Below are 25,641 nucleotides of genomic sequence, written 5' to 3' on the forward strand. Positions count from 1 at the left end.
CCCTGCCGTGCATGCCTCGCACCTTCAACGCGTGATCGCGTCAGCCGATACAGCAAGGTGCTGCCCTGCCTTCCGGTGGTGCCCGCCAACGATTGCCGCCTTGGGCAACGTGTCCAGCAATGCATCCACCTCTGCGCCGGAAACCTTGCTGACGCAGGCACCCGCTTCAACACCCGACACGCGATAAAGCTCTTGACAGACTACGACTACATCATCGTGGGTGCCGGTTCGGCTGGCTGCGTTTTGGCCAACCGGCTCAGCACAGGTGGCCTGTACAGCGTGTTGATCCTTGAAGCCGGAGGCTCGGACAAAAGCCCGCTGGTACAGGTGCCACTGGGCTACGGCCTGACCTTTTCACACCCCGGCTACAACTGGATGTACCACACCGAGCCCGACCCGGCCCTGGCCCATCGCAACCTTTATTGGCCGCGCGGCAAGGTGCTTGGCGGCAGCAGTTCGATCAATGCCATGGTCTACATCCGTGGGCAGGCCACCGATTTTGATGACTGGTGCGCTGCCGGCAATCCGGGCTGGGCCTGGCAGGATGTCTTGCCCTACTTCAAAAAATCGGAAAACCATGTGTGGGGTGCATCGGCCTTTCATGGCGCTGGTGGCGAGTGGCATGTCAGCGACTTCACACAGCAAGTGCACCCCCTGTGCAACACCTTCATCGAAACCGGCAAGGCTTTGGGCTGGGCGCACACGCTGGACTTCAATGGCGAGCAGTCCGAGGGTGTTGGCTTGTGGCAGATGAATATCCGCAACGGCGTGCGGGAGTCCACCGCCAACGCTTTTCTCAGGCCCGCCATGAAGCGCGCCAACCTGAAGGTGCTGACCCAGGCCCATGCCACCCGCATCGTGCTTGAAGGCCAACGGGCCGTGGGGGTTGAGTGCCTCATCAAAGGCACACGGCATGTTTTTCGGGCCCACAAGGAAGTGGTGTTGTCCGGCGGCGCCATCAATTCCCCGCAGTTGCTGCAACTCTCCGGCATTGGTGACGGAGCGTTGCTGCACAAGATGGGCATTGCGGTGCAACAGCTTTCGCCGCAAGTGGGTCAGGGCTTGCAGGACCACCTGGGCGCCTCGTACTTTTTCAGATCCAGAGTGCGCACGCTGAACAACGATCTGTACCCCTTGCACGGCAAGCTCAAAGCGGGTTTGCGCTACCTGCTGGGAAAACGCGGCCCGCTGGCCATGAGCGTCAACCAGGCGGGCGCTTTCGTGCGCAGCAACCCCGATTTGCAGCGCCCCGACATGCACCTGTATTTCAACCCCATCAGTTACAGCAACGACGCCATCAAGCCCGGCAAATTGCGCGAGCCAGATCCGTTTCCCGGCTTCTTGATGTCATTCAACGCCTGCCGGCCAACAAGCCGCGGCAGTGTGTCCATTCGCTCCAGCGACCCCACCGCCAAGCCCGTCATCACCACCAACTTCCTGTCGACCTCGCAAGACGTTCAAGACGTGATCGCCGGTTCGCAATTGCTGCGACGCATAGCGGCCACACGACCACTGGCGGACGTGGTCGAAAGCGAACACATGCCAGGCCCGGCGGTCCAGTCCGAGGAGCAGGCGCTGGAAGATTTTCGCCAACGCAGTGGCTCGGTCTTTCACGCCTCGTCCACCTGTTCGATGGGCCCCACGCTGGCGCGCGGCGTTGTCGATGCACGGCTGAGAGTGCACGGCATCGAGCGGCTACGCGTGATCGACGCCTCGGTCTTTCCAGCGGTCACCTCCGGCAACACCAACGCCCCGACCGTCATGGTGGCCGAAAAGGGCGCCGAGATGATTCTGCAAGACCACCGCTGACCCTCCCCTCTTTCCAACGCCAACGACCCAAGCTCAGAACACCATGACCCAAGCCACCGCTATCGACACCTCACTCAAAATTGGCTTCATTGGCCTGGGCAACCTGGGTGAACCCCTGTGCAACAGCTTGATTCAAGCGGGTTTTTCCGTGACGGTGACCGATCTGGATCAACGGCATGCCGGGCGCTTGCTGAAGGGAGGCGCGCGCTGGTCGGCCGATGTCGCTGGCGTGTGTGCCGATGCCGATGTGGTGATCACGGTGCTGCCCTCGCCAGCCGTTTCGCGTAAGGTGATGGAAGGCCCGGGCGGCGTGCTGGCATCCCTGCGCCGTGGCGGCGTCTGGATCGAAATGAGCACCACCGACATGGACGATTTGAAACGGCTTGCCGCCATCGCAGAAGAGCGCGGCATCGCCACGCTGGAGTGCCCGGTGACCGGCGGCGTGCACCTGGCCGGATCCGGCGAAATCACGGTGCTGGTGGGCGGTGAAAAGCCGGTATTTGAACAAGTGGAACCGATTCTGAGCACCATGGGTGGCGAGATCATTTACATGGGCGAGATCGGCTGTGCCTCGGTGGTCAAGGTGGTGACCAACATGCTCGCCTTCATTCACCTCGTCGCGGCAGGAGAGGCCATGATGCTGCCGGCCAAGTACGGGGTCGACCCCGACGCCACCTACCGCGCCATCCGGGCCAGCTCGGGCAACAGCTTTGTGCATGAGACCGAATCCCAGTTGATTCTCAGCGGCAGCTACAACGTCAAATTCACCATGGACCTGGCCTGCAAGGATCTGGGCCTGGTCAACAACATCGCTGAAAAGCTCGGCGTGCCACTGGAACTGGGCGGTTTGACCCAACAGATTTTCCGCCGCGCGCGCGGCCTCTATGGCAGCGAAGCGCAGTCGCCGGAGGTGGCGCGCCTGCTTGAGAAGGCCTGCAATCTGGAGCTGCGTGCAGACGGTTACCCCAGCGAGCTGGTCGCATGATGGGCCGGGAAGATTGGGCCGGGCTGGCCTCGCGCCTCGACATCGCCAGCGGCCTGTTCATTGAAGGCCAATATGTCAACGCCCGCTCGGGCAAGACCTTTGATTGCCTGAACCCGGCCACCGATCAGATCATCGCCAAGGTGGCGCAAGGCGATGTGGCCGACATCGATCTGGCCGTCGCCAGCGCCCAGGCCGCATTGCGCGACGGGCGTTGGCGGTCTTTGGCGCCGCGAACACGGGCCAGCATTCTGCTGCGTCTGGCCGATCTGGTTGAGGTCCATACCCAGGAACTGGCGCTGCTCGAAACCCTGGACATGGGCAAACCCATTTCGGACGTGCTCAATATCGACATCCCCGAAGTCGTGAACACCCTGCGCTATTTCGCCGAGTGCATCGACAAAATCGAAGGAGGCGTGACCGCCACACCGGTGGGCACCTTGCACACCATCACCCACGAGCCACTGGGCGTGGTCGGCGCCATCACGCCGTGGAACTACCCGTTGATGATGGCCGTGTGGAAGCTGGCGCCGGCACTGGCCGCGGGCAACTGCGTGGTGCTCAAACCCGCCGAGCAAGCGCCCCTGTCGTGCACCCGGCTGGCTCAGCTGTTTGTCGACGCCGGTGGCCCGCCCGGTGTGTTCAACGTGGTCAATGGCCTGGGACCAGAGGCGGGCAAGGCGCTGGCGCTGCATCCCGATGTGGCCAAGCTCACCTTCACCGGGTCGACCGCGGTGGGCAAACTGCTGCTGGGCTATGCCGGGCAGTCCAACATGAAACGGGTGGCGCTTGAGACGGGCGGCAAGAGCCCGCAAATTCTCATGCCCGACCTCTACGACCTGGATGCCGCCGTGGACCGCGCGGTGGGCGGCATTTTTGACAATGCCGGACAGGTCTGCAACGCGGGCTCCCGCCTGCTGGTGCACCAGTCATTGCACGACGAATTTGTCCAGCGCTTCATCGCCCGTGCCCAACAGGCCTACCAGACGGGGGACCCGCTGGACCCGGCCACGACCCTGGGGCCGATGGTCAGCCAGACGCAACGCCAAAACGTGCAGGCGCGCATCGATCAGGCGATCAGCGATGGAGCCAAGCCGGTACTGGGTGGATTGAGCCCGGACACCCAGGGTGCCGGCGCCTACCTGCAGCCTTGCGTGTTTACGGGCGCTGACAACACCATGCGGATCGTGCGCGAAGAGGTGTTCGGCCCGGTGGCCACGGTGCAGGCTTTTGAAACCGAAGAACAAGCCCTGGCCATGGCCAACGATTCCGACTATGGCCTGGCCGCCTCGGTTTGGACGGCCGACCTGAAAACGGCGCACCGCATGGTCGGCGCACTGCAAGCCGGTGTGGTCTGGGTCAACTGCTTTGGCGATGGCGACATGACGCAGCCCTTTGGCGGCTACAAGCAAAGCGGCAATTCACGGGACAAACACAAAGACAGTTTGCTGTCCTATATGCAGACCAAGTCGGCCTGGTTTCAACTGGGTTGATGCCATGACAAGGAGAGTATTTTGATCAGTTGCAACTTCTATATCGATGGCCAATGGATCGACCCGGTAGAGCCCGGCCCGGTCCACGCCATCGTCAATCCGGCCGATGAAAAAATCATCGGTACCGTGTTGATGGGCGGCAAAAACGATGCGCACGCGGCGGTCGATGCGGCGCGACGCGCCTTTGACGGCTACAGCCAAACCAGCTTGGCCGAGCGCCGGGCCTTGCTCGCGCGATTGCAGGCAGTGTTTGAGCGGCGCTACACCGAGATGGCCCAGGCCATCAGCACCGAAATGGGCGCCCCTTGCGACCTGGCTTACGACTCGCAGGCAGAATGCGGACCCGGCCACATCAAAGCCGCGCTGGCGGCGGCCGAAAGCTTTGCATTTGAATCCCGCAGTGGCCCCAACGGCGACCTCGTCTGTGAGCCGATCGGGGTCTGTGCCCTGATCACGCCCTGGAACTGGCCCATCAACCAGATCATGTCCAAACTGGCGCCGGCTTTGCTGACCGGTTGCACCGTGGTGCTCAAACCCAGTGAATTTGCGCCCTTGTCGGCGCGCCTGGTTGCGGAGTTTGTGCACGAGGCGGGCTACCCGTCTGGCGTATTCAACATGCTCTACGGTGACGGTCCGGTCGTTGGCAACGAGCTGGCGGAGCACCCCTTGGTGGACATGGTGTCATTCACCGGGTCCACCGCTGCGGGCATCTCGGTGGCCAAGGCCGCGGCGGGCACGGTCAAGCGCGTGGTCCAGGAGCTGGGTGGCAAGTCGGCCAACATCGTGTTCGCCGATACCGATCTCGCTTCGACCATTCGCCGTGGCGTGCGCCAGGCCTTCAACAACACCGGTCAGTCTTGCAACGCCCCGACCCGCATGCTGGTGGAGCGCCCGGTCTACGAACAGGCCATTGCCCTGGCCGCCGAGTACGGTGCGCAGGTCCAGGTGGCACACCCGTCGCAGCGTGGCGATGTGATCGGCCCGTTGGCCATGAAGCGGCAGTTCGATACGGTGCAGCGCTACATCGGGCTGGGGATCCAGAGCGGTGCGCGCCTGCTGATCGGGGGCGAAGGCAAACCCGAGGGATTTTCGGCCGGGTACTTTGTGCGCCCGACCATTTTTGCCGACGTGACCAACGACATGGTGATCGCCCGTGAAGAAATCTTTGGCCCTGTGCTTTGCATGATGGTCTTCGACACCGAAGAAGTGGCCATCCGCATCGCCAACGACAGCCCGTTTGGCCTGGCCGCCTACGTCAACACCAGCGATCCGGTGCGTGCCCAACGCGTGGCACGCAGGTTGCGGGCCGGCACCGTGTCGGTCAACGGTGTGGGACAAGACTATGCGTCCCCCTTCGGTGGCTTCAAGCAATCGGGCAATGGCCGTGAGTGGGGCCGCTTCGGGCTCCACGACTACATCGAATTCAAGTGCATCAACAGCGACCACAGCCAGTAAGGACAACATGAAAATCACCGATGTCAAAACCTTTGTCGTGGGCAACCCACCGCCCAGCTTTGGCGGCCGCTACTTCGTCTTTCTCAAACTCATCACCGACACCGGCATTGAAGGTCTGGGTGAGGTGTATTGCGTGCCGTTTCATCCGTCCATCGTTGAGAAAATGATCGTCGATGTGGTCGAGCGCTGCGTCATCGGCAGAGAGCCGTCCGACATCGAGCGCATGTGGCGCAGCGTCTATTCGGCCGGATTCACCCAACACCCCGACCTGACCATGATGGGCATCCTCAGCGGCATCGAGATGGCATGCTGGGACATTGTGGGCAAAGAGGTGAACAAGCCGGTCTACAAACTCCTGGGCGGCCAGGTGCATGAAAAACTGCGCAGCTACACCTACATTTACCCCAAGGCCGGGGACAAGACCAACGTCTACGAAGACCCGGTGCTGGCGGCCGAACGGGCGGCCGAGTACCTGGCCATGGGTTTCACCGCGGTCAAGTTCGACCCGGCAGGCCCCTACACCGCGTACGACGGACGCCAACTCTCCCTGCACGAACTGGACCGCAGCGAACGCTTTTGCAAGCAGCTGCGCGAGGCCGTTGGCAACCAGGCCGATCTGCTGTTTGGAACCCATGGCCAAATGACCGCGGCCGGTGCGATTCGCCTGGCGCGGCGCCTGGAAGCCTACGACCCCCTGTGGTTCGAAGAGCCCATGCCGCCCGACAACCCGCGCGAAATGGGCAAGGTTGCACGCGGCACCACGATTCCGATTGCCACCGGCGAGCGCCTCGCCACCAAATACGACTTCTTGCGGTTGCTCGAAGAAGGCGCTGCGGCCATCCTTCAAATGAACCTGGGACGCGTTGGCGGCATTCTGGAAGCCAAGAAGATCGCTTCGATGGCCGAGGCCTACCATGTGCAAATCGCGCCCCACCTGTACTGTGGCCCCGTCGTGGGCGCGGCCAACGTCCAGCTCGCCACCTGCAGCCCCAACTTCCTGATTCTGGAAAGCATCGAGGATTGGCAGGGCTTTCATAGCCGGATTCTGAAAAAGCCGATGCAATGGGAAAACGGCTTCGTGATCCCCCCGACTGCGCCCGGACTGGGGGTTGAACTCGATGAGGACGTGGCGTGCGCGAACCCCTACACAGGCAAAGAATTGCACCTGGACATGACGCACCACCCGGTTTCGGTGTGATCCCGCGAAGCCAGGGGTCTCAGTCCGGCGTGCATTGCACTTGGGCAAACTGGACTTCTGCCGCTTCGATAGGCTGCTTCAACTTTCCGCTTGAAACGACTCGAAAGTCGTTGTCTTGACCATGATCAAGCGACCGGTCTGCGCTGCCCAGCGGGCGTTTGAGGTTTTTTGCCGTGAATGATCACTTGCAGCATTGCGAACGCCCAGCCATCAGTTTCGAATGTCTGGAACCCGTGGTGCAGCGGTCATCCGCCTTGCTGACGGTCTTGCGACCGGTTTCGGCTCGGGCTGCCGTTCACCTGCCGTTCACCTGCCGACCCTGAGCGGCTGCATACCACCTTGAGGCGACCTGCAAAACCTCAATCTCGCCTTTGCAGCGATTGCCGCAAGCGGCGAACGCAATGTGATTTCACGCTTTGTGACTGGCCCCCGCGACCCGGGGAATAAGGCGTTTAGAACTACGACGGCAGGGTTCAAGGGTTCAAGGGTTCAAGGGTTCAGCAGACTTTGGGAACATTCAGCTGTTCCCGACTGCAAGCAGGTGTTTTAGCGCTGAACCAGAGAAACGTCCGTGGCCCGCAAGGCGGTCCTTCAATGCGCAGGCACTTACACCCAATGACCCCTGACGCAAATTGCATCGACCTCGATAGCGTGCTGCGGAATCTCAGAGACAACCACGCTACAGGTCGCGAGCGCCCCGTGGAAGAGCACTCATTGCTTCCACCATGGTGAGCGGCACTTCTTCCAATACTTGTTGGATCAGCGACTGTGCATCTAACTGAGCCTCCGAACTCAGTGGATCATTCGGCAATATTCTGTATTGCAGCACCATGTGCGCCAAAGCGAGCCGTCGATAGTTTCCAGAAGATTGCGCAGCTTCCCACGCCATGAGAATCGCCGTAGCAATGTTGTACAACGCTGTCGAGGCCTGACGAACATCTACGCTGTCTGGCGTCTTGGCGCAAGCTTCTGTAAAGGTTGCTACCCGTAGCAATGCATCGCCCAGAGCTTCGCGTGAAGGCGCTGGAATTCTCGGGTCCTCCAACTTCCGGTGCAGATAGCTCGTTAAGAAAACCAGTGTGTCGTCGCGCTGAATCGAGCGGGCGACGTCCAGCGCCACAATGCTGCTGGTGCCTTCCCAGATCGAGCCTAGGAGCGCGTCGCGCACGATGCGTGGGTCAGACCATTCTTCGATGTAGCCACAGCCTCCGCGTACCTCCATGCCGTCTTGCGTGACCTTTCGGGCGTCGCGGCAGGCTCGAAACTTGATCAGTGGCGTGAGGATGCGGACCAACTTCTCTGCGTCCTGGTCACCGCTGTCGGCTCGGCCCATGCACACTGCCAGGTGCATGAACATCGTGCGGGCCTGCTCGCTGGGCAGCAGCATCTTGATCAGCGTGCGTTGCATCAACGGCATGTCGATCAGGTGCCGGTTGAACGCCTGGCGATTCCTTGCGATGAACAGGGCTTCACCAACAGCACGGCGCATCAGGCCGGCGGCGCGTACGCCGTTCGACAAACGTGACATGTTGATCATGGTGGCCATGTTGTGAAAGCCGCGGCCGATCTCGCCCACCGGATAGGCGGAGGCACCCGCCAGCCGGATCTCGCCGCTGGCCATGGAGCGCGTGCCCAGCTTGTCTTTCAGGCGCACGATGTGGTAGCGGTTGCGGCTGCCATCGGGCAGCGTTCTCGGCATCAAAAAGAGGCCGAGTCCCTTCATGCCGGGAGGTGCCCCGTCGACGTGCGCCAGGACCATGGCCAGGCCCGCATCCGGGTTGGAGCAAAACCACTTCTCCCCTTCGAGTTTCCAGCCGTCGCCGTCGCGGTAGGCGCGGGTCGTCACCCCCGATACGTCCGACCCGGCACCCTGCTCCGTGATGAACATGGCACCTTGCGACAACTGGTCAAAGTCCTGGGTGGTGAGCTCAGGCAAATAGCGCTCGATCAGCGCTTGATCACCGTGTTTGAGCAAGGTGCCGGTCAGGGAGTCGGTCATGCTCAAAGGGCAGCACAAACCAAATTCGGACTGCACAAACACATAGGTGAGCGCGTACTTGACCAGCTTGGGCAAGGGCTCGGGCCAATCAAGAACACCGGCACGGTGGCTCATGGCGGCCAGCCCCAGCTTGGAAAACGCCATGCGCTCCAACTCAACATAAGCGGGGTGTTTGTCAATGCGCTGCAGGTCCTCGCCGGTGCGGGTGCGGTGCTTCAGCGTCGGAGGGTGCCTGTCGGCAAGCTGGGCCAGATCGTCCAGCCGGCCTCCGGTCGCGGCACCGAGCTCAACGAAGACCGGTTCGACATGGCGGTACACCTCTGCCGGCAAATAGGTTTGCAACAAAGTAGCCAATGACGGGTCGGCGAGAAAGAGATTGGCGCCATGGCGGTCCGGGATGGCGTCCGAGCGGGATGCGGTGTTGGGGTCGGTCATCGAGTAGTCTCCTGTTGAGGGGATGGGCAGCGCACAGGCACTGGCTCACGTTGTTCAAGGTGCCGTCACCAGCCAGTGGGTCAGACCGGCCGCCAACAAACCGGCCAGACACAGCGCCCAAATCGACAGCCTGAGGTTCCATTGCAATGCGGCGGTCTGGGCGTCATAACCGGTGATGCGGCTCAGCAGCATCGAGTTGGCCGAATACGGTGTGCCGGCCACGGTCAATCCCCAGCCCGACACCATGCCGATGCCCAGGCCGAGGAACGCCGATGGAGGCCAGACCGGCGCCAACATGGCGCCCACCAGGGTGCCCGTCACGATGGGGTTCAGCCCCGACATGCCGGCCAAAAACAACACGAAGGGCACGACAAACGCCACCCACGGGCTGGCCCAGACGGGCAAACCGACGTCCAGCCCCAGCAGATACAAACCCGCCCCGCTGGCCAGCACGCCCAGAAAGGCCGAACCACACATCACCACCAGTTCGTTGCCCACTTGCGCCATCGAGGGCAAGCCATCGGGCTCTCCACGCAGCCGCTTCAACAACCAGCCAAAGACCACGGCCCCCAGACAACTCAGCGCCACCGCGAGGGAGTAGCGCATTTGCCCAAAGCTGCTCAACGCCCACGCCCCCAGACAAATGGAGATGATGTAAGCCGTGAACCGCAGCCAGGGCAACACCGTCGACACATCCGCTTCGGCACCGGGCAAGGCAGGAGCGTCCATGGCAGGCACCTCTTCTGGCTCGCGAAAGACACTGCCCAGCAACAGATACAGGCCGGCAAATGGCAGGCTGACGGCGATCAACTGGTGCAGGCCCAGTGTGGGCAGAAACGTGAGGGTGATGACAACCGAAACGGACAATGGTGAGCAAATCGAAGCCAAAGCAAATCCACGAAGCACCGCTCTTGCTGCGTTGCGTGTGAGGCTGGAGTCGCCGCGCAGGTGCTTGACCCGTGCAACAACGGTGCTCATCACGCCCACCGAACCGAAGTTGAGCGGCACCGCAAGAAAGCCGGTGGCAAAACTTATGCCAAGGTAGCGCGGCAGCGGTCGGCCGCCAAACAGGCTGCTGGACAGCACCCCCAGATCACGCGAAGTGCCCAGTGTGGCCGAGAGCAACATCACTGCCACCACCAGCGCTGTGAGGTGGGTGGTGTTGACGGCGGCCCTGAGCAGCAAATCGGGCGCCCAATGCCATGCGGCCAGACCCGATCCCGCAACCAGCAACAACAACACCCGTGAAACGCGGCGCAGGTCGCCCCAACCAGCCAAAACCGCGATCAGAACCAGGGGCGCGCCCAGCAATTCTGTGTTGGCCGCAGCGGGCAGCAGCCCGGCCAGCAAGGCGAGGTAGGCAAAGATCGAGCGGATGTTTCGGTAAGGAACCGAAGGTGAAGGTGATGGGCCCGGTACCTGCTCGGTGCGCGCGGTGGTGACTGAGCCGTCCGTCATGTCTGGCCGGCGGTCAGTGTGGTGCAGGCGGCAGCAACGGTGCGCGGGTCAGTGCCTGCACTTCTTCGAAGCTGTTGCCTGGATGGAGTTCATGCACTTGCAGCCCTTGCGGGGTGACGTGGATCACCGCCAGATCGGTGTAGATGCGTGTCACCACACCAACGCCCGTCAATGGGTAGTTGCAGGTTTCCAGAATCTTTGGGGTCTGATCCGCCATGGTGTGCCGCATGAGCACAAAGACCTGTTTGGCACCTACCGCCAGGTCCATGGCACCGCCCACAGCCGGCGGGTAATGCTCCTGGTTGGTGGACCAGTTGGCCAGGTCACCGGTGGCCGACACCTGGTAGGCCCCGAGCACCGCGATGTCGAGGTGACCACCCCGCATCATGCCGAAGGACTGCGCGTTGTCGAAATAGGCCCCCCCTTCAGCAGCGTGACCAGTTGCTTGCTGGCGTTGATCAGCTCGGGGTTTTCCTGGCCATCAGCGGGTGCGGGGCCCACGCCAAGAATGCCGTTCTCGCTGTGATAGACCACCTCCCGGTCGGGTGACACATAGTTGGCGACCATGGTGGGCATGCCGATGCCCAGGTTCACATACGCACCATCTGGAATGTCTTGCGCCAGGCGGCGCGCCACGTCTTCAATTTTGAGTAACTTCATGGGATGCCCGCGGTTCTCTGGACCAGTCGATTGACAAAGATCCCCGGGGTCACGATGGCCTCGGGATCCAGCTCGCCGAGCTCAACAATTTCAGCCACCTCGACCACCGTGGTGGTGGCCGCCGTTGCCATGATGGGGTTGAAGTTGCGCCCGGCCGTGTTGTAGATCAGATTGCCCCAGCGGTCCCCTCGGTCGGCTTTGAGCAAGGCGACATCGGCCCTCAATGGGCTTTCCAGCACATAGCCATGGCCGTCGATGACACGGGTTTCTTTGCCGTCGGCCAGTGCTGTGCCGTAACCGGCACGGGTAAAGAACCCCCCAATGCCTGCGCCTCCGGCCCGGATGCGTTCGGACAGCGTGCCCTGCGGCAGCAACTCCAGCTCAATCGCATCTTCTTCGTACAGGCGTTCAAACCAGACGGAGCCGTTGGAACGGGGGTAGGAGCAAATCAACTTGCGCACCATGCGGTCGCGCAACAAACTTGCAATGCCCTCTTCCCGAACGCCGGCGTTGTTGGAAACGATCACCAGATCACGCACCTTCAATTGCCGCAGCGCTTCGATCAATTGGTAGGGAATGCCGGAGTTGCCAAAGCCCCCGATCATCACGGTATCGCCATCGCGGATGCCCTCAACCGCCTGCTGAAGCGTTGCGACGATCTTGTTGATCATGGCTGCGGCCCTTTCTCTGCCAACGCGGCCGGATGCGCGGATTTCCCTCGGTTGCCTCGCTGCCAGCTGGCCAGGTAGATCAACGCCACAATGCCCAGCCCCACCATATCGCTGATGCGCTCGGGATACACCAGCGCAAGACCGGAGAACAGCACCAGCGCACGCACCGTCCATGACAGCGCGCCCACACGGTAAAGGTATCCCTCCATGCCGGAAGAGAGCAACCAGATCGCGATCACTGCGGTCGTCGAGGCCGAGGCGATGCCTTGCCATGGGCCTTGCAAAATCAGCGCAGGTTCGATCACGAACAAGAAGGGCAAGATGAACAGAATGGCACCCAGGCGCATCGCATAAAACCCGGTTTTCACCGGGCTTGAGCCCGAGATGCCGGCGGCCGTGATGGCGGCCAGCGCAACCGGTGGCGTGAGGTAAGACATCATGCCCCAGTAGAGGATGAACAAGTGGCTGGCCAGTGGGTTCAACCCGGCGGCAATCAAGGCAGGTGCCAGCAAGATGGACAAAAAGATGTAGCAGGCACTCACCGTCATGCCCATGCCGAGCACGAAGCTGGTGATGGCCCCGGCGGCGAGCATCAAGGGAATGCTGCCATCGGCGTACAACAGCAGTTCTCGCGAGAAGGCGCCGGCCACACCGGTGTAGGAGAGCCCGCCCACCACCAACCCGATACCGGCCAGAATGGCGACCAGATTGGCCAGGCTGCCAGTCAGATCGGTCAGGAAAGTCACCGCGCGCTTCAGGTTCAGCCGGTTGTTGCGTTTGAAGATCGAAATACCCAGCAACACCACGGCAGCGTAATACGGCGCGTAGGCCTCCAGTCGCATGAACAGCAGCATGTAGATCAACATCACCAGGCTGAGCAGGTACGGCCAGCCGTCCTTCAGTGTGTCCCACAGGTTGGGAATCTCGGATTCGGGCAGGCCCTTCAAGCCCCGGGCTGCCGCATAGATATCCACCTGGAACAACAGCGCCAGATAGAACAACAAGGCGGGCAAAAAGGCCGCGATGATGATCTCGGAGTAAGGAACGCCAAGAAAAGACGCCATGATGAAAGCCACCGCGCCCATCACAGGCGGCATCAACGTGCCCCCTGTCGAGGCACAGGCCTCGATGGCTGCCGCGTAATGCGCCGGGTAACCGGTGCGCTTCATGGTCGGGATCGTGATGGGGCCGCTGGTGAGAATGTTGGTGATCACGCTGCCAGACAAGCTGCCGAGAATGGCACTGGACAAAACCGCAACTTTGGCCGGACCACCACGGCTGCGGCCCATCAAGGCGGCTGCGAACCGCATGAAAAACTCGCCACCGCCGGTGGCGGTGAGCGCCGCGCCAAACACGACAAAACCGATCACCAGCTGGGCCACCACCTGCATCGGAATGCCAATGATGCTTTCCACGCCCATCACATGGGCGCGAATGGTTTCGCCAAAGGTGTATTGCGTGCCCCAGAGAAAACCGGGCAGGTGGTCGGCAAACAAGGGGTAAGCACCAAACAGCAAGGCCACACCCAGCAGCAACCAGCCCCCGGCGCGTCGCACCCCTTCCAGCACCATGAGCAGCATCACGCCCGATGCCACCGTGGCCGGCAGCGGGGCCGAGTAGTCCCAACCCTGTTCGATGATGGTCAGGCCATGCATGCCCAGGTAAAGACTGGCACCCAACACGGCCGCACACAGCAGCCAGTCGTACCAGGCCACGCGCGCACTGCTGCTGGCGGTGGCCGGTATGCTGATAAATGCAGCGGCCAGAAAGATGCCAATCAAATAGTAAAGATAGGAGTTACCCAGCGGCAAAAAGCCGAGCAAAGACAGGTTGAAAGTCTGGTTGATGGCCAGAACCATGCCCAGTGAACCCAGCGCCAGCCAGACCCACCTGGCCACGCCATGCAATCGGGGTTCGGGCTGCGCGCCCAGCGGCAGGTCATCGGCGGAACCAGCGGGAATAGACGAGTTCATGGCTTCTGCATTTTGGTGAAGGAGATGTTGGCGCGTTGGCCGCCGACCGGGTCTGCCGGTGCACCGGCCGCCAGAAAATCTGGGGATCAATCCCAAAGGAAGATGTCCTGGCGGTCGGGCAGGGACTCATCAGCCCCCTGAAAAATGGCTACCCACAACCGCCGCGCCACTGACGCCACAGAGCGGTTGGAGGAGCCCTTCCCGGGGTAGCCGGGTTCTTCGGTCTCAGAGCGCTTTGAGCGCCATGGCCCGCTGTGCATCCCAGATCTTGCCGAACTCTTCGTCGCTCTTGCCTTTGCCTTCGACCAGGGTCTTGGCCCAGGCGCCACGCAAGGCCGTCAAGCGCGCCATGCGGTCGTCATTCCACTGTTGGTGCTCCGCCGTCCAGATGCCTTTTTCTTTCAGGTAACGGATGGCGCCCGGATGGAAAGGTGCATCGATGGACGGGGTGCCGGCCACGTCAAGTTTCCAGCGTGGCATGACCTTGGTGGCATCCTTGTACATGCCGTAGGTCTCGTCCAGCGCCTTGATCACCGCATAGGCGGTGTTGTCGTCCATGTCCGCGCGCACCACCATGATCGGATAGCGGTAGGCCAGGATGTTGGCCGGCTTGGCTTCGCTGATGCCTGCGCCCACTGTTTCCCTGAGCGGTTGGAAGAACGGCGCGACAGCCTTCAGGCGGGCCCAGCCCTCTTTGTCATCGGGAGGTACGTCGAGCCAACGGATGCCTTTGGGCGACTGCTCCAGCTCGTACACCTGGCTCGGGGTGGTGGTCGTGCAAGACGCATCTGACAGGCCCTGAGCCACCGAACTCATGGCGGCGCCATAGGTCGGGAAGGTGACCGCCTCAACATCGCTGCGGCTCAGGCCTGCAAACGACAGAAACGCTTCGCACTTCACATTGACCGATGGATTGCCTGCCACAAAGGCCACACGCTTGCCCTTCAAATCTTTCAATTGTTTGATGCCGTTGTCGCCAGCGGTGAAGACGCCAAATGCGCCGGGCCGCCCGGCAATGGCACGCAGATCTTGAGGGCCCCAGCGCCGTTCGCTGAAATCGTGCACGCCTTCAGTGGCAAAGAATGTCTCGGTGGCAAGAAAACCGATTTCGGCGCGCTTCGTCAACACCGGCTGCAAGCGGCCGATCGAAGAGCCAGAAGGCTGGATGCGGATCCGTGTGCCATATTTTTTGCCGAAGGCATCGGCAATGGCCGATGCCTCGGCATAACCAGCCGAACCCACGTCGTAGGCAGACCAGGTCATGGAATCAGGCAGGCCCTGGGCAAAAGCGCTGGGGGTCATACCCATGGCCGCGGCCACGGCAACTGCGGCCAGGATTTTCGATCGGTTTGTCATCTTGTCTCCATTCAAGTTATGTTGACCCCTGATCTGAGGCGGGCTGCACACAAGATCAGTGGACAAGTTTTGCAGCATAGCTGCCAAGGCACTTCAATTGCCAACGTCAATCACATGCACCAGGCACCCCACAACACACACAAAAGGCCTAAACCGGTTGCCTGAAACGCAGATTTGCGTTTCACCGCGAGCGAGGGTGCTTTCGGCTGAACCCGCTCCGAGAGACCTTGCGGGACTCATTGCGGGCGTCAACGAGGTTCATGTTGTCGCATCTGCCTTCAAACCGCAATTCTGAATTTCCAAAGCACGGCTTCACGAAAGATGAACACCAGCGCATCAAGGCACACGAAAGGCCGAAAAACAGGGGGTGTCAACGCGCGACAGATCCGTCACACCGGGGACACCGCATCGATCATTTGCCGCTTGAGCACCTTGCCGCTGAGCGTCATCGGAAAGGCATCGACTGGCACGATGCGCGAAGGACGCTTGTAAGGTGCCAGGTGTTCGGCGGCATACACCCGCAACGCCGCCAGGTCGATGGTCTGGTTGGGCACGGCCTCAACAAACGCCAGAATTTCTTCGTTGCCGTCGGCCTCCCGGCGACCCGCCACGGCCACCCGCTCCACACCGGGAAAGGCCGCCAACACCACTTCAACCTCGCCGGGATACACATTGAAGCCTGAACGAATGATCATCTCTTTCAACCGCCCCACCACGGTCAGCGCCCCGTCGGGCTCCTGGAAGCCCAGATCGCCGCTCGCGTACCAGCCACCGGGGCGCATGACCTGCTCGGTCGCCGCCTGATCGCGAAAATAGCCCGGCATCAAGCCCACGCCGCGCATCCAGATTTCACCACGCTCGCCCGCGGGCAGATCGTGGCCTTCGGCGTCCACAATGCGCAACTCGGCGCCGTCAACCAGATAACCCGCCGAGGTGTCACGGCGGACCACACCCATGCGCACCAAGCACAGCGCTCCGGCGTATTCAGAAAGCCCATAGCCGTGGTGCAGCGGCTTGTCAAAACAGGCTTCAACGGCGTCCTTCAGCCCCATGTCCAGCGGCGCAGCGCCCGCGTACACATAGCGCAACGCCGGACAATGTGGGCGTTCGCTGAGGCCCTGTTGGCGCCGCCAGCTCATCAGGCGGGCAAACATCGCGGGAGGGCCTTGCAACATCGAAACACCGCCGTGCGCCAGCGCATCGAACACATCGGCAGGGTCAAACTTGCTGCGCATGACCAACTGGCAACCGGCATACAAAGACGCCATCAACACCGTGCCCAGACCAAAAATGTGGGTCATGGGCAAATAGGCATAGGCCCGATCTTGCAGGCCCAGCTCGCGCGACTCGGCCGAGACCCGGGCGAACTGCAGCAAGCCTGCGTGTGTCACCAGCACGCCCTTGGGCTGTCCCGTGGTGCCCGAAGTAAAAATGATAGCCGCCACTTGCTCGGCCAGCGTGCCCTGCTCGGCCACGGCGTTCGACCGCGTGGGCGCCCGTTGCAGCGCACTGACCACCGAAGGCAAGGCGTTGGCGGCCAGCGCATGCCCCTGTGCAGCCTCCGACACGGCGGTGGTGAAATACACGACCCGTGGATCGGCTTTGGCAACAAAGCCGTTGATTTCTGCGCGCGACATCCGGGCATTGACACCGCACGACCAAGCCCCCACCCGGCTACAAGCCAGCACCAGGGCCACATGCTCGGCGCAGTTTTCGGCCACCACCAGCACCCGATCCCCGGCCACGACGCCGGAGCTGCGCAACTCCTGCTCCAGTGTCGCCACCAGCTGGCCAAGCGCGGCCAGGGTCCATGTGGTCTCCGGGGTGATGAGAAAAACTTGCTCCGGAGCACTTGCCGCCCGGGCGTCAAAAAGTTCGTGGATACGGGGTTCTGTGTTCGCGGTCATGGCTTTGGGGTGACGAAATGGAAGAAAGGAGCGGTTGAACCGCAGGCGTTCCGGGGCACTCAGGCGGACACGTACTTGAACGTGCCCATGGCCCTCGCCACGAGTTCGCCAGTTTCGTCCTCAAGGCGGGCTTCACAAAAACAGACCGACCTACCACCACCGATGGCCTTGCCGTGGGCCACCAGTCGACCACGCCCCGGTTTCAAAAACGCGGTGGACATCTCGATCGTCACCACCGCTTTCCGGAAACCAGAGCGCGACAGCGCCGCGCTGGACATCGCGCCATCGAGCATGGTCATGATCACGCCGCCGTGCAGGTTGTGGAAGTTGTTGGTCAGCTCAGGCCGGGCGTTCAGCACCAGACGCGACACACCGTCTTCGGCGAACTCCCGGCGCAAATCCAGTAACTGGTTAAACCCCACCTGGGCAAACAAGGTGGAGGTGTCGACAGGGGTTTTTTCAGGGCTGTGCATGGAGGAACTCGGGTTGGATGGGGTCTTGGTATGGCCCGGCGGCACAGCGCAGCGCCGGCCAGAACGGCTCACTCAGCGGCGCGCCTCACGCACCATGTTGCGCGCAATGACGAGTTGCTGGATCTGGCTGGTGCCTTCATAGAGGCGAAACAGGCGCACATCGCGGTAAAACCGTTCGATACCGTATTCACTCAAGTAACCTGCGCCGCCAAAAATCTGCACCGCGCGGTCGGCCACCCGGCCGCACATCTCGGAGGCAAACAGCTTGCAGCACGATGCCTGGGTCGACACGTTGCGCCCTTCGTCGCGCTGGCGCGCCGCATCAAGCACCATGCAGCGGGCGGCGTATACCTCGGCCTGGCTGTCGGCCAGCATCGCCTGCACCAGTTGAAAGTCGGCAATCGCCTGACCAAACTGTTTGCGCTCCACAGCGTAATTCAACGCATCGCGCAACATGCGCTCAGCCACCCCGACGCAGATGGCGGCGATGTGGATGCGGCCTTTTTCCAGCACCTTCATCGCCGTCTTGAACCCCTGCCCTTCCTGCAGGCCGATCAATTGGCCAGCCGGTACCCGGCAGTTCTCGAAGATCACATCCGCCGTGTGGGCGCCGCGCTGGCCCATTTTTTTGTCGATCTTGCCAATGGACAAGCCAGGCGTTTTCGCCTCAACAATGAAGGCCGACACACCGCTTGCGCCCTTGTCGGCCGGATCGGTTCGGGCCATCAAAGTAAAGATGTCGGCCGTTGGCGCGTTGGTGATGAAGCGTTTGGTTCCGTTGACCACGTAGTGATCACCGTCGCGAATAGCGGTGGTGCGCAGCGACGCCGCATCGGACCCGGCATCGGGTTCGGTCAGCGCGAACGAAGCCACCAGCTCACCTGTGGCCAGCTTGGGCAGGTAGCGCGCCTTCTGCTCTTCTGTGCCGTCAAACAGAATGCCTTGCGAGCCAATGCCCACCGTGGTGCCGAACAGCGAGCGAAAGCAGGGCGAGGTCTGGCCCATGGCGAACATCACCTCGACCTCTTCTTCCATGGTCAGGCCCAGGCCCCCATAAGCTTCGGGCACAGTCAGACCAAACAGGCCCATCTGCTTCATCTCGTTGACGAGGTCATGAGGGATCAGGTCGGTCTCGGCCACCTCGGCTTCGGCCGGTACCAGGCGTTCGCGCACAAAGCGGTTCACCGTATCGAGCAAGGCGGTCAGGGTTTCGGGGTCGCGGATCATGTCGGTTCTTTCTCAGCGTAACGGTGGTGCAAAGTTTTCAGAGCGTGTCGGCGGTGCCCAGCACGGCCGTGGACTGGCTGGACAGCGTGCCGCCGTTGCCATGCGCCACCGCGGTGTTCGGGTTCTTGAGCTGGCGCTCACCGGCGTCGCCGCGCAGCTGGCGCACGGCTTCGATCAAGGCAAAAATGCCGTACATACCTGGGTGCACACAAGACAGCCCCCCGCCATTGGTGTTCACCGCCAAGCGGCCACCAGGGCCGATGGCACCGTTTTCAACAAAGGCCCCGGCCTCGCCTTTTTTGCAAAAGCCGAGGTCTTCCAGGAACAGCAAAGTGTTGATGGTGAACGCGTCGTACAGCTGCGCCATGTCCATGTCCTTGGCCGAGAGTCCGGCCATGGCGAAGGCCTCACGGCCCGATTCGGTGGCCGAGGTGACGGTCAGATCGTGCATGCTTGAGATTTGCCGGTGCCACACCGCCGTAGCGTTGCCCAGGACATAGACCGGCTTCCGGGGCAGGTCTTTGGCGCGCTCGGCGCTCACCAGCACGTAGGCGCCACCGCCATCGGTGACCAGACAGCAATCGCGCACGCTCAACGGGTCGCTGATCATGCGGGCGTTCAGCACGTCGTCGATGCTCAAGGGGTCGCGCATGAAGGCTTCCGGGTTGAGTCCAGCCCAAGCTCGGGCAGCCACGGCCACCTCGGCAAGCTGGCGCCGTGTGGTGCCAAATTCATGCATATGGCGCGAAGCCGCCAGCGCATAAGCCGATGGCGGCAACATGGGTTCATAAGGTGTTTCGTAAGGCTGCGGATCAAGAAACTTGCGGCTGGCGACAACCTCCTTGCGGCCGAAGCTGGCCGTGCGTTGTGCGCTGCCATAACAAACCAACACCGCCTTGCATTGGCCCGAACGCAGTGCCTGCATGGCGGGCAACAAATGGGCAATGAAGCTGGAGCCGCCGATCATGGTGCTGTCGATGTAACGAGGCCGGATACCGAGGTACTCGGCCACGGGCATGGCCCACATGGTGGCGCCGCCGCTGGCGGTGCACAGGCCATCGATATCGCTCATCTTCAGGCCAGCATCGGTCACCGCGGCATGCGCCGAACGGGCCAGCAACTCCATGTCGGTAAAGCCCGGCGCCTCGCCACAACCGAAAGTGGCCACGCCCGCGATGGCGGCGCTGCCGCGCAATGCTTTCAAATCTGCGCTCATGCCGCGTCTCCCTTTTCAGCGTCAAATACCACCAAGCCCCGCCCCTCGTTCACCTGCACCCGTGCTTTCACGCGCTGCCCGATGCGCACCGCTTGCGGGGCCAGGTTGTCCACCCGGCTCATCAGGCGCACGCCTTCGTCCAGATCGACCAGGCAGACGTTGAAGTCGCCGCCGGCTTCGGCCTTGCGGCGCACAGTGGTCACGGCGTACACCGTGCCGTGGCCCGTGGGTGCCACCCAGTTCAGCGGCGCCGCGCCGCAATGCGGGCAAAGCTCACGCGGGAAATACACGTGTTTCTGGCAGTCAGGGCAGTGTTGAATCAGAAAACGGCCCTGATCCAGCACGCTCTGGTGGTGGGCTTGCGCACCTGTGGGAGTTGAGGTCTCAGTCATGGAATTGCTCCGTTTCAGATAGGGTCCCAGCTGAACACGTCGGCAGAGCGGTCCAGGGGATAGAACATGGCTTTGAGTGCCGGCAGTGCGTGGCTGGCCACGGAGGCCGGGCTCCAGCCTTCCGAGCGGTGTACCGAGCGCACAGGCCGGGGCTGGCTCATGAGAAAAATCTCGTTGTTGCGCACCGCAAACACCTGGCCGTTGGCCTCGCTTGCTTCATCGCTGGCCAGACACACCACCAGCGGCGCGATCTTGGCCGGCGTCATTTGCTTGATGCGATCAACCCGCGCCTGCTCTTCGGGCGTATCGGTAGGGATAGCGCCAATCATGCGGCTCCAGGCGAAGGGTGCGATGCAGTTGGAGCGCACATTGAAGCGTTCCATGTCCAGCGCAATCGACTTCGACAAAGCGGTCACGCCAAGCTTGGCCGCAGAGTAGTTCGCCTGACCCAGGTTGCCGATCAGACCGGAGGTCGACGTCATGTGGATGTAGTTGCCCGAAGCCTGGGCCTTGAAATGCGGCGCTGCGGCGCGGCTGACGTGGTAAGCCCCATACAGGTGCACCTTGATCACCGCATCCCACTCGTCTACGCCCATTTTGTGGAAAAAGCGGTCGCGCAGAATGCCGGCGTTGTTGACCACCACATCGACGCGGCCAAAGGTATCGAGCGCACATTCAATGATGCGCCCGGCGCTGGCAGCCTCCGACACGCTGTCGGTGTTGGCAACGCCTTCGCCGCCCAGCGCCTTGATTTCATTGACCACGCTCTGGGCCGGCCCCGCGTCAGCGCCTTCGCCTGACACCGAAGCGCCGATGTCGTTGACCACCACCTTGGCCCCGTCGCGGGCCATGGCCAGCGCGATGTCGCGGCCGATGCCGCCACCGGCGCCGGTCACCACGACCACCTTGCCTTCAACCATGCCTGTGTTCTTGCTCATTGGTATCTCCTGTGTGTTGCTGATGCGGTTCATCAAGGGTTGGCCGGCCACTGGTACAGGGCCGGTTCTTTGTTCAGAAAGCGTTGCACCGCTTCGTGGTGGTAGGGCGTGCCCGCAGCCAGCGCCTGACCAGAGGCCTCCATTTCCAGCAGGGTGGCAAGGTCCTGGGCTGGCGAGGCCAGCGTGCGTTTGATCAGGCTGACGGCGGTCGGCGAGGCCTGCGCCAGACTCCCTGCCATGGCCCGCGCCCTTGCCATCAGGCCATCGGGTTCATGCAATTCCAGAACAAGCCCAAGCTGCAAGGCTTCTGCCGCGCCCACGTCGCGCGCCGACAGCATGAGTTCCCGCGCCCTTTGCTGACCGACGATGCGTGGCAAGGTGTAGAAGGCGGCGCAATCGGGCACCAGTCCGACCTTCATGAACGACATGCAGAAACGTGCGCGCGGCGTGGCCAAAACGAAATCCGCCATCAAGGCCAAACTGAAGCCGGCGCCGGCGGCGGCACCGTCCACCGCCGCGATCACCGGACGGTCCAGGGTGAGCAAATCGCGCAACCCGTGGTGCAGCGACTGCATGCGCTGGTGCCAGCCCGCGTTGTCCAGATCGACACTGGCCATGTTGCGCAAATCACCGCCGGAGCAGAAGTGCCCATCGGCACCGGTCAGAATGAGCGCGCGGATACCGAGGTCTTGTCGCACGCAGGCCATGGCAAGCCCGATCTCCTCGCGCATCAGCAGGTCAAAGGCATTGCGCTTGCACGGGTTGTTCAGGGTGAGGATGGCAACCTGATCCTGAACGTCCAAACGAATGCGCTCAAACGCCAGATCAGACGGCATGGGATGCTCCCGCCACCGGCCCGCTCAATGCGATCACCGCGTCGCCTGTGAGTTTGACTTGATGGCGTTGGTCGGTGGCCGTGAGTGCCAGTCGCACACAGTGTTCGCCTGCGCGTTCAAACTTTTCCAACACCTGACTGCTGCAAGTGATGCGGTCACCAACGTGGGTGACGGCGGAAAAGCGCACGCCGAACTCGCGCAAAGCAGAAGGCGGCGCCCAGTCCGTGAGCACCCGGCCCAGCCAGGCCATGGACAGCATGCCGTGGGCAATGACGTCAGACAGACCGGCTGCTTTGGCGAAATCGGTATCAACATGAATCGGGTTGTGGTCCCCCGAGGCGCCACAGTACAGCGCCAGGCTGAGACGGGAAAGGGGTGGCGTTTCAAAAGCAGGCAGCGCGTCGCCGACCTGGATGCGGTCGAAATCTGGGGCGTGGTTCATATCAGTCCTCGGTGTTGTTTCGCACCACGATCAGGTTGCGCAACTCGGCGACCAACTGCTGGCGCTGGTTGCTCACGCGGGTGCACCGCAGCACAAAATCCAGCGCGCCGCCCTTCTTTTCGTAGATGTCTTCGATGCGCTGTTCAAAGCGCAAGGTGTCGCCTGCGTAGGCCATGGCGTGGTAACTGAAGCGCTGCTCAGCATGCAGCAAGCGGCGGTAATCGATGCCCAGCAGCGTGCGGATCGCAGCCGGATCCGGCGCCTCAAACTCCAGACAAAAGAAAAAGGTCGGTGGGACCGGCAGCGACGGGTGGCCAGCCGATTGGGCGGCCGACAAGTCTGTGTAAATGGGGTCGATTTGCCCCGTGGCTTTCGCAAAGAACCGCAACCGCCCAGCTTCCACCAGCACATCGAAGGCCGGCATGGCATGCCCTATCCAGCGTTTGTCGATCATTTCCAATGGTTCCTGTTCATGCAAGCTTTGTGTGGTGTGTCCGTGCAAGGGTCTGTTGGGCCAACAGAACAACGGGTGCGTCGACCATGCGTCCGTCCAAGCTGAATGCGGCGCCTGCGGCCCGAGCTTGCGCGGCCATCACCCGCTGAGCCCATTCGAGCTCGTCTTGCGTAGGGGCGAACACAGCAGCAATGGTTGCCAGCTGTGCCGGGTGTATGCACAACTTGGCGCCAAATCCGAAACGGCGGCTGCGCGCGGTGTCGGCTTGCAGGCGCGCCGTGTCGCCTATCGCCACCGTGACGCCGTCCACCGGCGAGGCCAGGTCCGCACGGCGCGAAGCGGCCACCAAGGCGAAGCGAGCCGACTGCAACTCGGCCTCGTCCACATCGCAGCGCATGCCCATATCGGCCTGCAAATCCAGATGACCCAGCGCCAGGCGCAGCACGCCCGGGCAGTTGGCCAGTTCGTCAAGCGCGCCCATGCCTCGTGCCGACTCAATCAGAGGCACAAGAACACGGGCTTCAGCGGCCATAACCATATGGGCGAGCACGTGTGCCAGCTGCGCGGCACTCTCGGCCTTGGGCACAGCCACCCCACCCAAGCCTTGGGCGGTGATTTGTCTCACCATCGCCAAGTCGTCTTCATGCCAAGGCGTTCCCGCGGCATTGATGCGCACCAGCAAGCGCGCGCGATCCGATTCACCCACGGAGGCAAAGGCCTGCACCCACTGCATCCGCGCGGTGATCTTGTCGGCGGGCGCCACGGCGTCTTCCAGATCCACGATCACCGCGCCATCACCACAGGCCAATGCTTTGCCCAGGCGCTCCGGGCGGTTCGCGGGAACGAACAGAAAGCAGCAGGCTGTGGCCAGAATAGACAACGGGGGCATGCTCAGGGGTTCAGCAACGTCTCGACGCGTTCGGCGCTGGCGATGTGCCACAAAGCATCAATGGCTGCCTGCATCTGCGACGGTGTGGAACCACCGCTGTGCGCCGCGAGACGCAAGGCCTTGTCGGTGATTTCTGCTCGGCTCAAGGTGTTGCCCGGGTCGCCCTTGGGTTCGTCCACCCGGCCATGCAAAACGCGGCCATCGGTGGTGTGCAGCGTGACCTTGCCTATCCAGCGTTGCGGGTAAGCGGTGTCCACTTCTTCGTCGAGCTGCATCTCTACCTTGTTGCAAAACGCCACGGTATCGGCGTCTTGAAAGTGTTGATCGAAGGCATTGAGATCGGCATGCTCAAAGCGCGCCACCAGAGCCAGCACCGTGCCCATGGAAAACTTGCTCTGGTGCACTGTGCTCGGATTGACCACCGGGCCCAACACATCGATGGCCCCTTGGTGCACCTGCGCGATCACGCGCGCCACATCACCAGGGCGCAGTTTGTTGGCCTTCATCACCTGCAACAGCGCGTCGGCGGCGGGATGGGTGTGGCGGCAAGAGGCATGGAACTTGAAGGAGGTTTCCACCGTCGCCCAGCGCTGACCCAAACCATCCACCAGTTTGGCGGGGTCGGCGTCGCTGGACATGCCGGCGGCCATGCCTTGTGGTCCTTCAAAAATCTGCGCTGCGCCAGTGAAGCCGTCCTGGGCCAGGTAGGCCGACATCAGACCGGCGGCGGCGGCGTGGGCGGTGTGCAGCTGCTTGCTGTCGGATGCGGTTCGCAGAAACTCCCACAGCCCTGCCGACTGCGTGCCCGCCGAGCCGAAGGCATGCAGCATCTGCGCGGTGTTGAGGCCGAGCAGGTTGCCAACCGCTGCCGCTGCCGCCAGCGTGCCGGCGGTGCCTGTGGTGTGGAAGACCTTGTAATGTGATCGGCCCAAGAACTCCCCGACGCGGATACCCACTTCGTAACCCGCCACCGAGGCGGTCAAGAAACGTTCCCCGCTGGCGCCGATCGCCTGCGCCACAGCCAGCGCCGCGGGAAAAACCACCGCAGCAGGGTGGAAGACCGAGCCGTTGTGCACATCGTCTTGTTCGGCGACATGGGAGGCCGCGGCGTTGATCATGGCCGCTAGATACGGGCTGGTGCGGCGCCGGTTGACGATGACTTCCGACGTGCTACCGGGCTCGCCCGCTCCGCCCATGGACATGGCAAAACGCGCGATGCTGTCTACTGGGCGCGAACCGTGTCCGGCCACGGCCGACCCGAACCAGTCAACCAGCAGGTCTTCGGTCTTGCGGACCACCGTTTCGGGAATCTGTTCGAACCGCAGTTCGGCGGCAAAGGTGGCAAGTTGGGCGCTGGGGGACGTCATGTGGATGCTTT

The 25,641-nt window shown here is 62.3% G+C and carries 21 protein-coding genes and 1 pseudogene; 5 read left to right on the forward strand and 17 right to left on the reverse strand.

Annotation, left to right across the window (positions count from 1 at the left end):
* Nucleotides 1-192: 192 nt before the first annotated feature.
* Genes LPB072_RS14525 through LPB072_RS14545 form a run of 5 tightly spaced genes read left to right on the forward strand, consistent with a single transcriptional unit; the run spans nt 193 to nt 6,937 of the window.
* Entirely contained in the window at nt 193-1,809 is a 1,617-nt protein-coding gene (locus LPB072_RS14525; RefSeq protein WP_066084968.1) for a GMC family oxidoreductase, read from the forward strand.
* Nucleotides 1,810-1,852: 43 nt separating this feature from the next.
* Nucleotides 1,853-2,794 carry an NAD(P)-dependent oxidoreductase gene (locus tag LPB072_RS14530; RefSeq protein ID WP_066084439.1) on the forward strand — a complete coding sequence of 314 codons (942 nt, stop codon included), beginning with the start codon at nt 1,853-1,855 and terminating at the stop codon, nt 2,792-2,794.
* On the forward strand, nt 2,791-4,284 hold the full coding sequence (locus LPB072_RS14535; protein WP_066084437.1) for an aldehyde dehydrogenase: 1,494 nt from the start codon (nt 2,791-2,793) through the stop codon (nt 4,282-4,284). Before LPB072_RS14530 ends, LPB072_RS14535 begins: the two co-directional genes overlap by 4 nt.
* A gap of 18 nt (nt 4,285-4,302) precedes the next feature.
* Entirely contained in the window at nt 4,303-5,739 is a 1,437-nt protein-coding gene (locus LPB072_RS14540) for an aldehyde dehydrogenase family protein (protein ID WP_066084433.1), read from the forward strand.
* Nucleotides 5,740-5,746: 7 nt separating this feature from the next.
* Nucleotides 5,747-6,937, forward strand: coding sequence for a mandelate racemase/muconate lactonizing enzyme family protein (locus LPB072_RS14545; RefSeq protein ID WP_066084429.1), 1,191 nt, complete (start codon nt 5,747-5,749; stop codon nt 6,935-6,937).
* 679 nt (nt 6,938-7,616) lie between these two features.
* Here LPB072_RS14545 and LPB072_RS14550 read toward each other — a convergent pair.
* From LPB072_RS14550 to LPB072_RS14630, 17 genes and pseudogenes are all read right to left on the reverse strand, one after another.
* Nucleotides 7,617-9,371, reverse strand: a complete 1,755-nt coding sequence (locus tag LPB072_RS14550) for an acyl-CoA dehydrogenase family protein (RefSeq protein ID WP_066084426.1) — start codon at nt 9,369-9,371, stop codon at nt 7,617-7,619.
* Nucleotides 9,372-9,425: 54 nt separating this feature from the next.
* On the reverse strand, nt 9,426-10,829 hold the full coding sequence (locus LPB072_RS14555; RefSeq protein WP_197508832.1) for a hypothetical protein: 1,404 nt from the start codon (nt 10,827-10,829) through the stop codon (nt 9,426-9,428).
* Nucleotides 10,830-10,842: 13 nt separating this feature from the next.
* Nucleotides 10,843-11,489: pseudogene (locus LPB072_RS14560) on the reverse strand (3-oxoacid CoA-transferase subunit B).
* Nucleotides 11,486-12,160, reverse strand: a complete 675-nt coding sequence (locus LPB072_RS14565) for a 3-oxoacid CoA-transferase subunit A (protein ID WP_066084421.1) — start codon at nt 12,158-12,160, stop codon at nt 11,486-11,488. Before LPB072_RS14565 ends, LPB072_RS14560 begins: the two are co-directional and overlap by 4 nt.
* Complete coding sequence (locus LPB072_RS14570) at nt 12,157-14,133, reverse strand: TRAP transporter permease (RefSeq protein WP_066084419.1); 1,977 nt, start codon at nt 14,131-14,133, stop codon at nt 12,157-12,159. Before LPB072_RS14570 ends, LPB072_RS14565 begins: the two co-directional genes overlap by 4 nt.
* A gap of 225 nt (nt 14,134-14,358) precedes the next feature.
* Nucleotides 14,359-15,489: a TAXI family TRAP transporter solute-binding subunit gene (locus LPB072_RS14575; RefSeq protein WP_082876671.1), complete on the reverse strand. Its 1,131-nt coding sequence runs from the start codon at nt 15,487-15,489 to the stop codon at nt 14,359-14,361.
* A gap of 389 nt (nt 15,490-15,878) precedes the next feature.
* Nucleotides 15,879-17,396 (reverse strand): class I adenylate-forming enzyme family protein, encoded by a 1,518-nt coding sequence (locus LPB072_RS14580; RefSeq protein ID WP_066084417.1) that lies wholly within the window; start codon nt 17,394-17,396, stop codon nt 15,879-15,881.
* A 59-nt stretch (nt 17,397-17,455) separates the two neighbouring features.
* Nucleotides 17,456-17,869, reverse strand: a complete 414-nt coding sequence (locus LPB072_RS14585) for a PaaI family thioesterase (RefSeq protein WP_066084414.1) — start codon at nt 17,867-17,869, stop codon at nt 17,456-17,458.
* Nucleotides 17,870-17,941: 72 nt separating this feature from the next.
* Nucleotides 17,942-19,096 (reverse strand): acyl-CoA dehydrogenase family protein, encoded by a 1,155-nt coding sequence (locus LPB072_RS14590; RefSeq protein WP_066084411.1) that lies wholly within the window; start codon nt 19,094-19,096, stop codon nt 17,942-17,944.
* A 37-nt stretch (nt 19,097-19,133) separates the two neighbouring features.
* Nucleotides 19,134-20,312, reverse strand: coding sequence for a thiolase (locus LPB072_RS14595; RefSeq protein WP_066084408.1), 1,179 nt, complete (start codon nt 20,310-20,312; stop codon nt 19,134-19,136).
* Nucleotides 20,309-20,704 (reverse strand): Zn-ribbon domain-containing OB-fold protein, encoded by a 396-nt coding sequence (locus LPB072_RS14600; RefSeq protein ID WP_066084405.1) that lies wholly within the window; start codon nt 20,702-20,704, stop codon nt 20,309-20,311. The genes LPB072_RS14595 and LPB072_RS14600 overlap by 4 nt, the downstream gene beginning before the upstream one ends.
* Nucleotides 20,705-20,718: 14 nt before the next feature.
* The gene (locus tag LPB072_RS14605) at nt 20,719-21,624 is read right to left on the reverse strand and encodes an SDR family NAD(P)-dependent oxidoreductase (protein WP_407927811.1); all 906 of its coding nucleotides are present in this window, start codon (nt 21,622-21,624) and stop codon (nt 20,719-20,721) included.
* A 50-nt stretch (nt 21,625-21,674) separates the two neighbouring features.
* Nucleotides 21,675-22,478 (reverse strand): enoyl-CoA hydratase/isomerase family protein, encoded by an 804-nt coding sequence (locus tag LPB072_RS14610; protein ID WP_066084402.1) that lies wholly within the window; start codon nt 22,476-22,478, stop codon nt 21,675-21,677.
* Nucleotides 22,468-22,920 carry a MaoC family dehydratase gene (locus tag LPB072_RS14615; protein ID WP_066084397.1) on the reverse strand — a complete coding sequence of 151 codons (453 nt, stop codon included), beginning with the start codon at nt 22,918-22,920 and terminating at the stop codon, nt 22,468-22,470. The genes LPB072_RS14610 and LPB072_RS14615 overlap by 11 nt, the downstream gene beginning before the upstream one ends.
* A 1-nt stretch (nt 22,921) precedes the next feature.
* Entirely contained in the window at nt 22,922-23,374 is a 453-nt protein-coding gene (locus LPB072_RS14620; RefSeq protein ID WP_066084396.1) for a MaoC family dehydratase N-terminal domain-containing protein, read from the reverse strand.
* 16 nt (nt 23,375-23,390) lie between these two features.
* Nucleotides 23,391-24,263, reverse strand: coding sequence for an HpcH/HpaI aldolase/citrate lyase family protein (locus tag LPB072_RS14625; RefSeq protein ID WP_066084395.1), 873 nt, complete (start codon nt 24,261-24,263; stop codon nt 23,391-23,393).
* A 2-nt stretch (nt 24,264-24,265) separates the two neighbouring features.
* Nucleotides 24,266-25,630 (reverse strand): MmgE/PrpD family protein, encoded by a 1,365-nt coding sequence (locus LPB072_RS14630; protein ID WP_066084394.1) that lies wholly within the window; start codon nt 25,628-25,630, stop codon nt 24,266-24,268.
* Between the last annotated feature and the right edge of the window lie 11 nt (nt 25,631-25,641).

Origin of the sequence: Hydrogenophaga crassostreae (assembly GCF_001761385.1) — a bacterium.
GTDB classification, from domain to species: domain Bacteria; phylum Pseudomonadota; class Gammaproteobacteria; order Burkholderiales; family Burkholderiaceae_C; genus Hydrogenophaga; species Hydrogenophaga crassostreae.

Bases quoted from the DNA above. Each gene is read 5' to 3' on its own strand.
- LPB072_RS14530 (WP_066084439.1), top strand. From the start codon at position 1,853: ATGACCCAAGCCACCGCTATCGACACCTCACTCAAAATTGGCTTCATT.
- LPB072_RS14535 (WP_066084437.1), top strand. From the start codon at position 2,791: ATGATGGGCCGGGAAGATTGGGCCGGGCTGGCCTCGCGCCTCGACATC.
- LPB072_RS14545 (WP_066084429.1), top strand. From the start codon at position 5,747: ATGAAAATCACCGATGTCAAAACCTTTGTCGTGGGCAACCCACCGCCC.
- LPB072_RS14550 (WP_066084426.1), bottom strand. From the start codon at position 9,371: ATGACCGACCCCAACACCGCATCCCGCTCGGACGCCATCCCGGACCGC.
- LPB072_RS14555 (WP_197508832.1), bottom strand. From the start codon at position 10,829: ATGACGGACGGCTCAGTCACCACCGCGCGCACCGAGCAGGTACCGGGC.
- LPB072_RS14565 (WP_066084421.1), bottom strand. From the start codon at position 12,160: ATGATCAACAAGATCGTCGCAACGCTTCAGCAGGCGGTTGAGGGCATC.
- LPB072_RS14570 (WP_066084419.1), bottom strand. From the start codon at position 14,133: ATGAACTCGTCTATTCCCGCTGGTTCCGCCGATGACCTGCCGCTGGGC.
- LPB072_RS14575 (WP_082876671.1), bottom strand. From the start codon at position 15,489: ATGACAAACCGATCGAAAATCCTGGCCGCAGTTGCCGTGGCCGCGGCC.
- LPB072_RS14580 (WP_066084417.1), bottom strand. From the start codon at position 17,396: ATGACCGCGAACACAGAACCCCGTATCCACGAACTTTTTGACGCCCGG.
- LPB072_RS14585 (WP_066084414.1), bottom strand. From the start codon at position 17,869: ATGCACAGCCCTGAAAAAACCCCTGTCGACACCTCCACCTTGTTTGCC.
- LPB072_RS14590 (WP_066084411.1), bottom strand. From the start codon at position 19,096: ATGATCCGCGACCCCGAAACCCTGACCGCCTTGCTCGATACGGTGAAC.
- LPB072_RS14595 (WP_066084408.1), bottom strand. From the start codon at position 20,312: ATGAGCGCAGATTTGAAAGCATTGCGCGGCAGCGCCGCCATCGCGGGC.
- LPB072_RS14600 (WP_066084405.1), bottom strand. From the start codon at position 20,704: ATGACTGAGACCTCAACTCCCACAGGTGCGCAAGCCCACCACCAGAGC.
- LPB072_RS14605 (WP_407927811.1), bottom strand. From the start codon at position 21,624: ATGGTTGAAGGCAAGGTGGTCGTGGTGACCGGCGCCGGTGGCGGCATC.
- LPB072_RS14610 (WP_066084402.1), bottom strand. From the start codon at position 22,478: ATGCCGTCTGATCTGGCGTTTGAGCGCATTCGTTTGGACGTTCAGGAT.
- LPB072_RS14615 (WP_066084397.1), bottom strand. From the start codon at position 22,920: ATGAACCACGCCCCAGATTTCGACCGCATCCAGGTCGGCGACGCGCTG.
- LPB072_RS14620 (WP_066084396.1), bottom strand. From the start codon at position 23,374: ATGATCGACAAACGCTGGATAGGGCATGCCATGCCGGCCTTCGATGTG.
- LPB072_RS14625 (WP_066084395.1), bottom strand. From the start codon at position 24,263: ATGCCCCCGTTGTCTATTCTGGCCACAGCCTGCTGCTTTCTGTTCGTT.
- LPB072_RS14630 (WP_066084394.1), bottom strand. From the start codon at position 25,630: ATGACGTCCCCCAGCGCCCAACTTGCCACCTTTGCCGCCGAACTGCGG.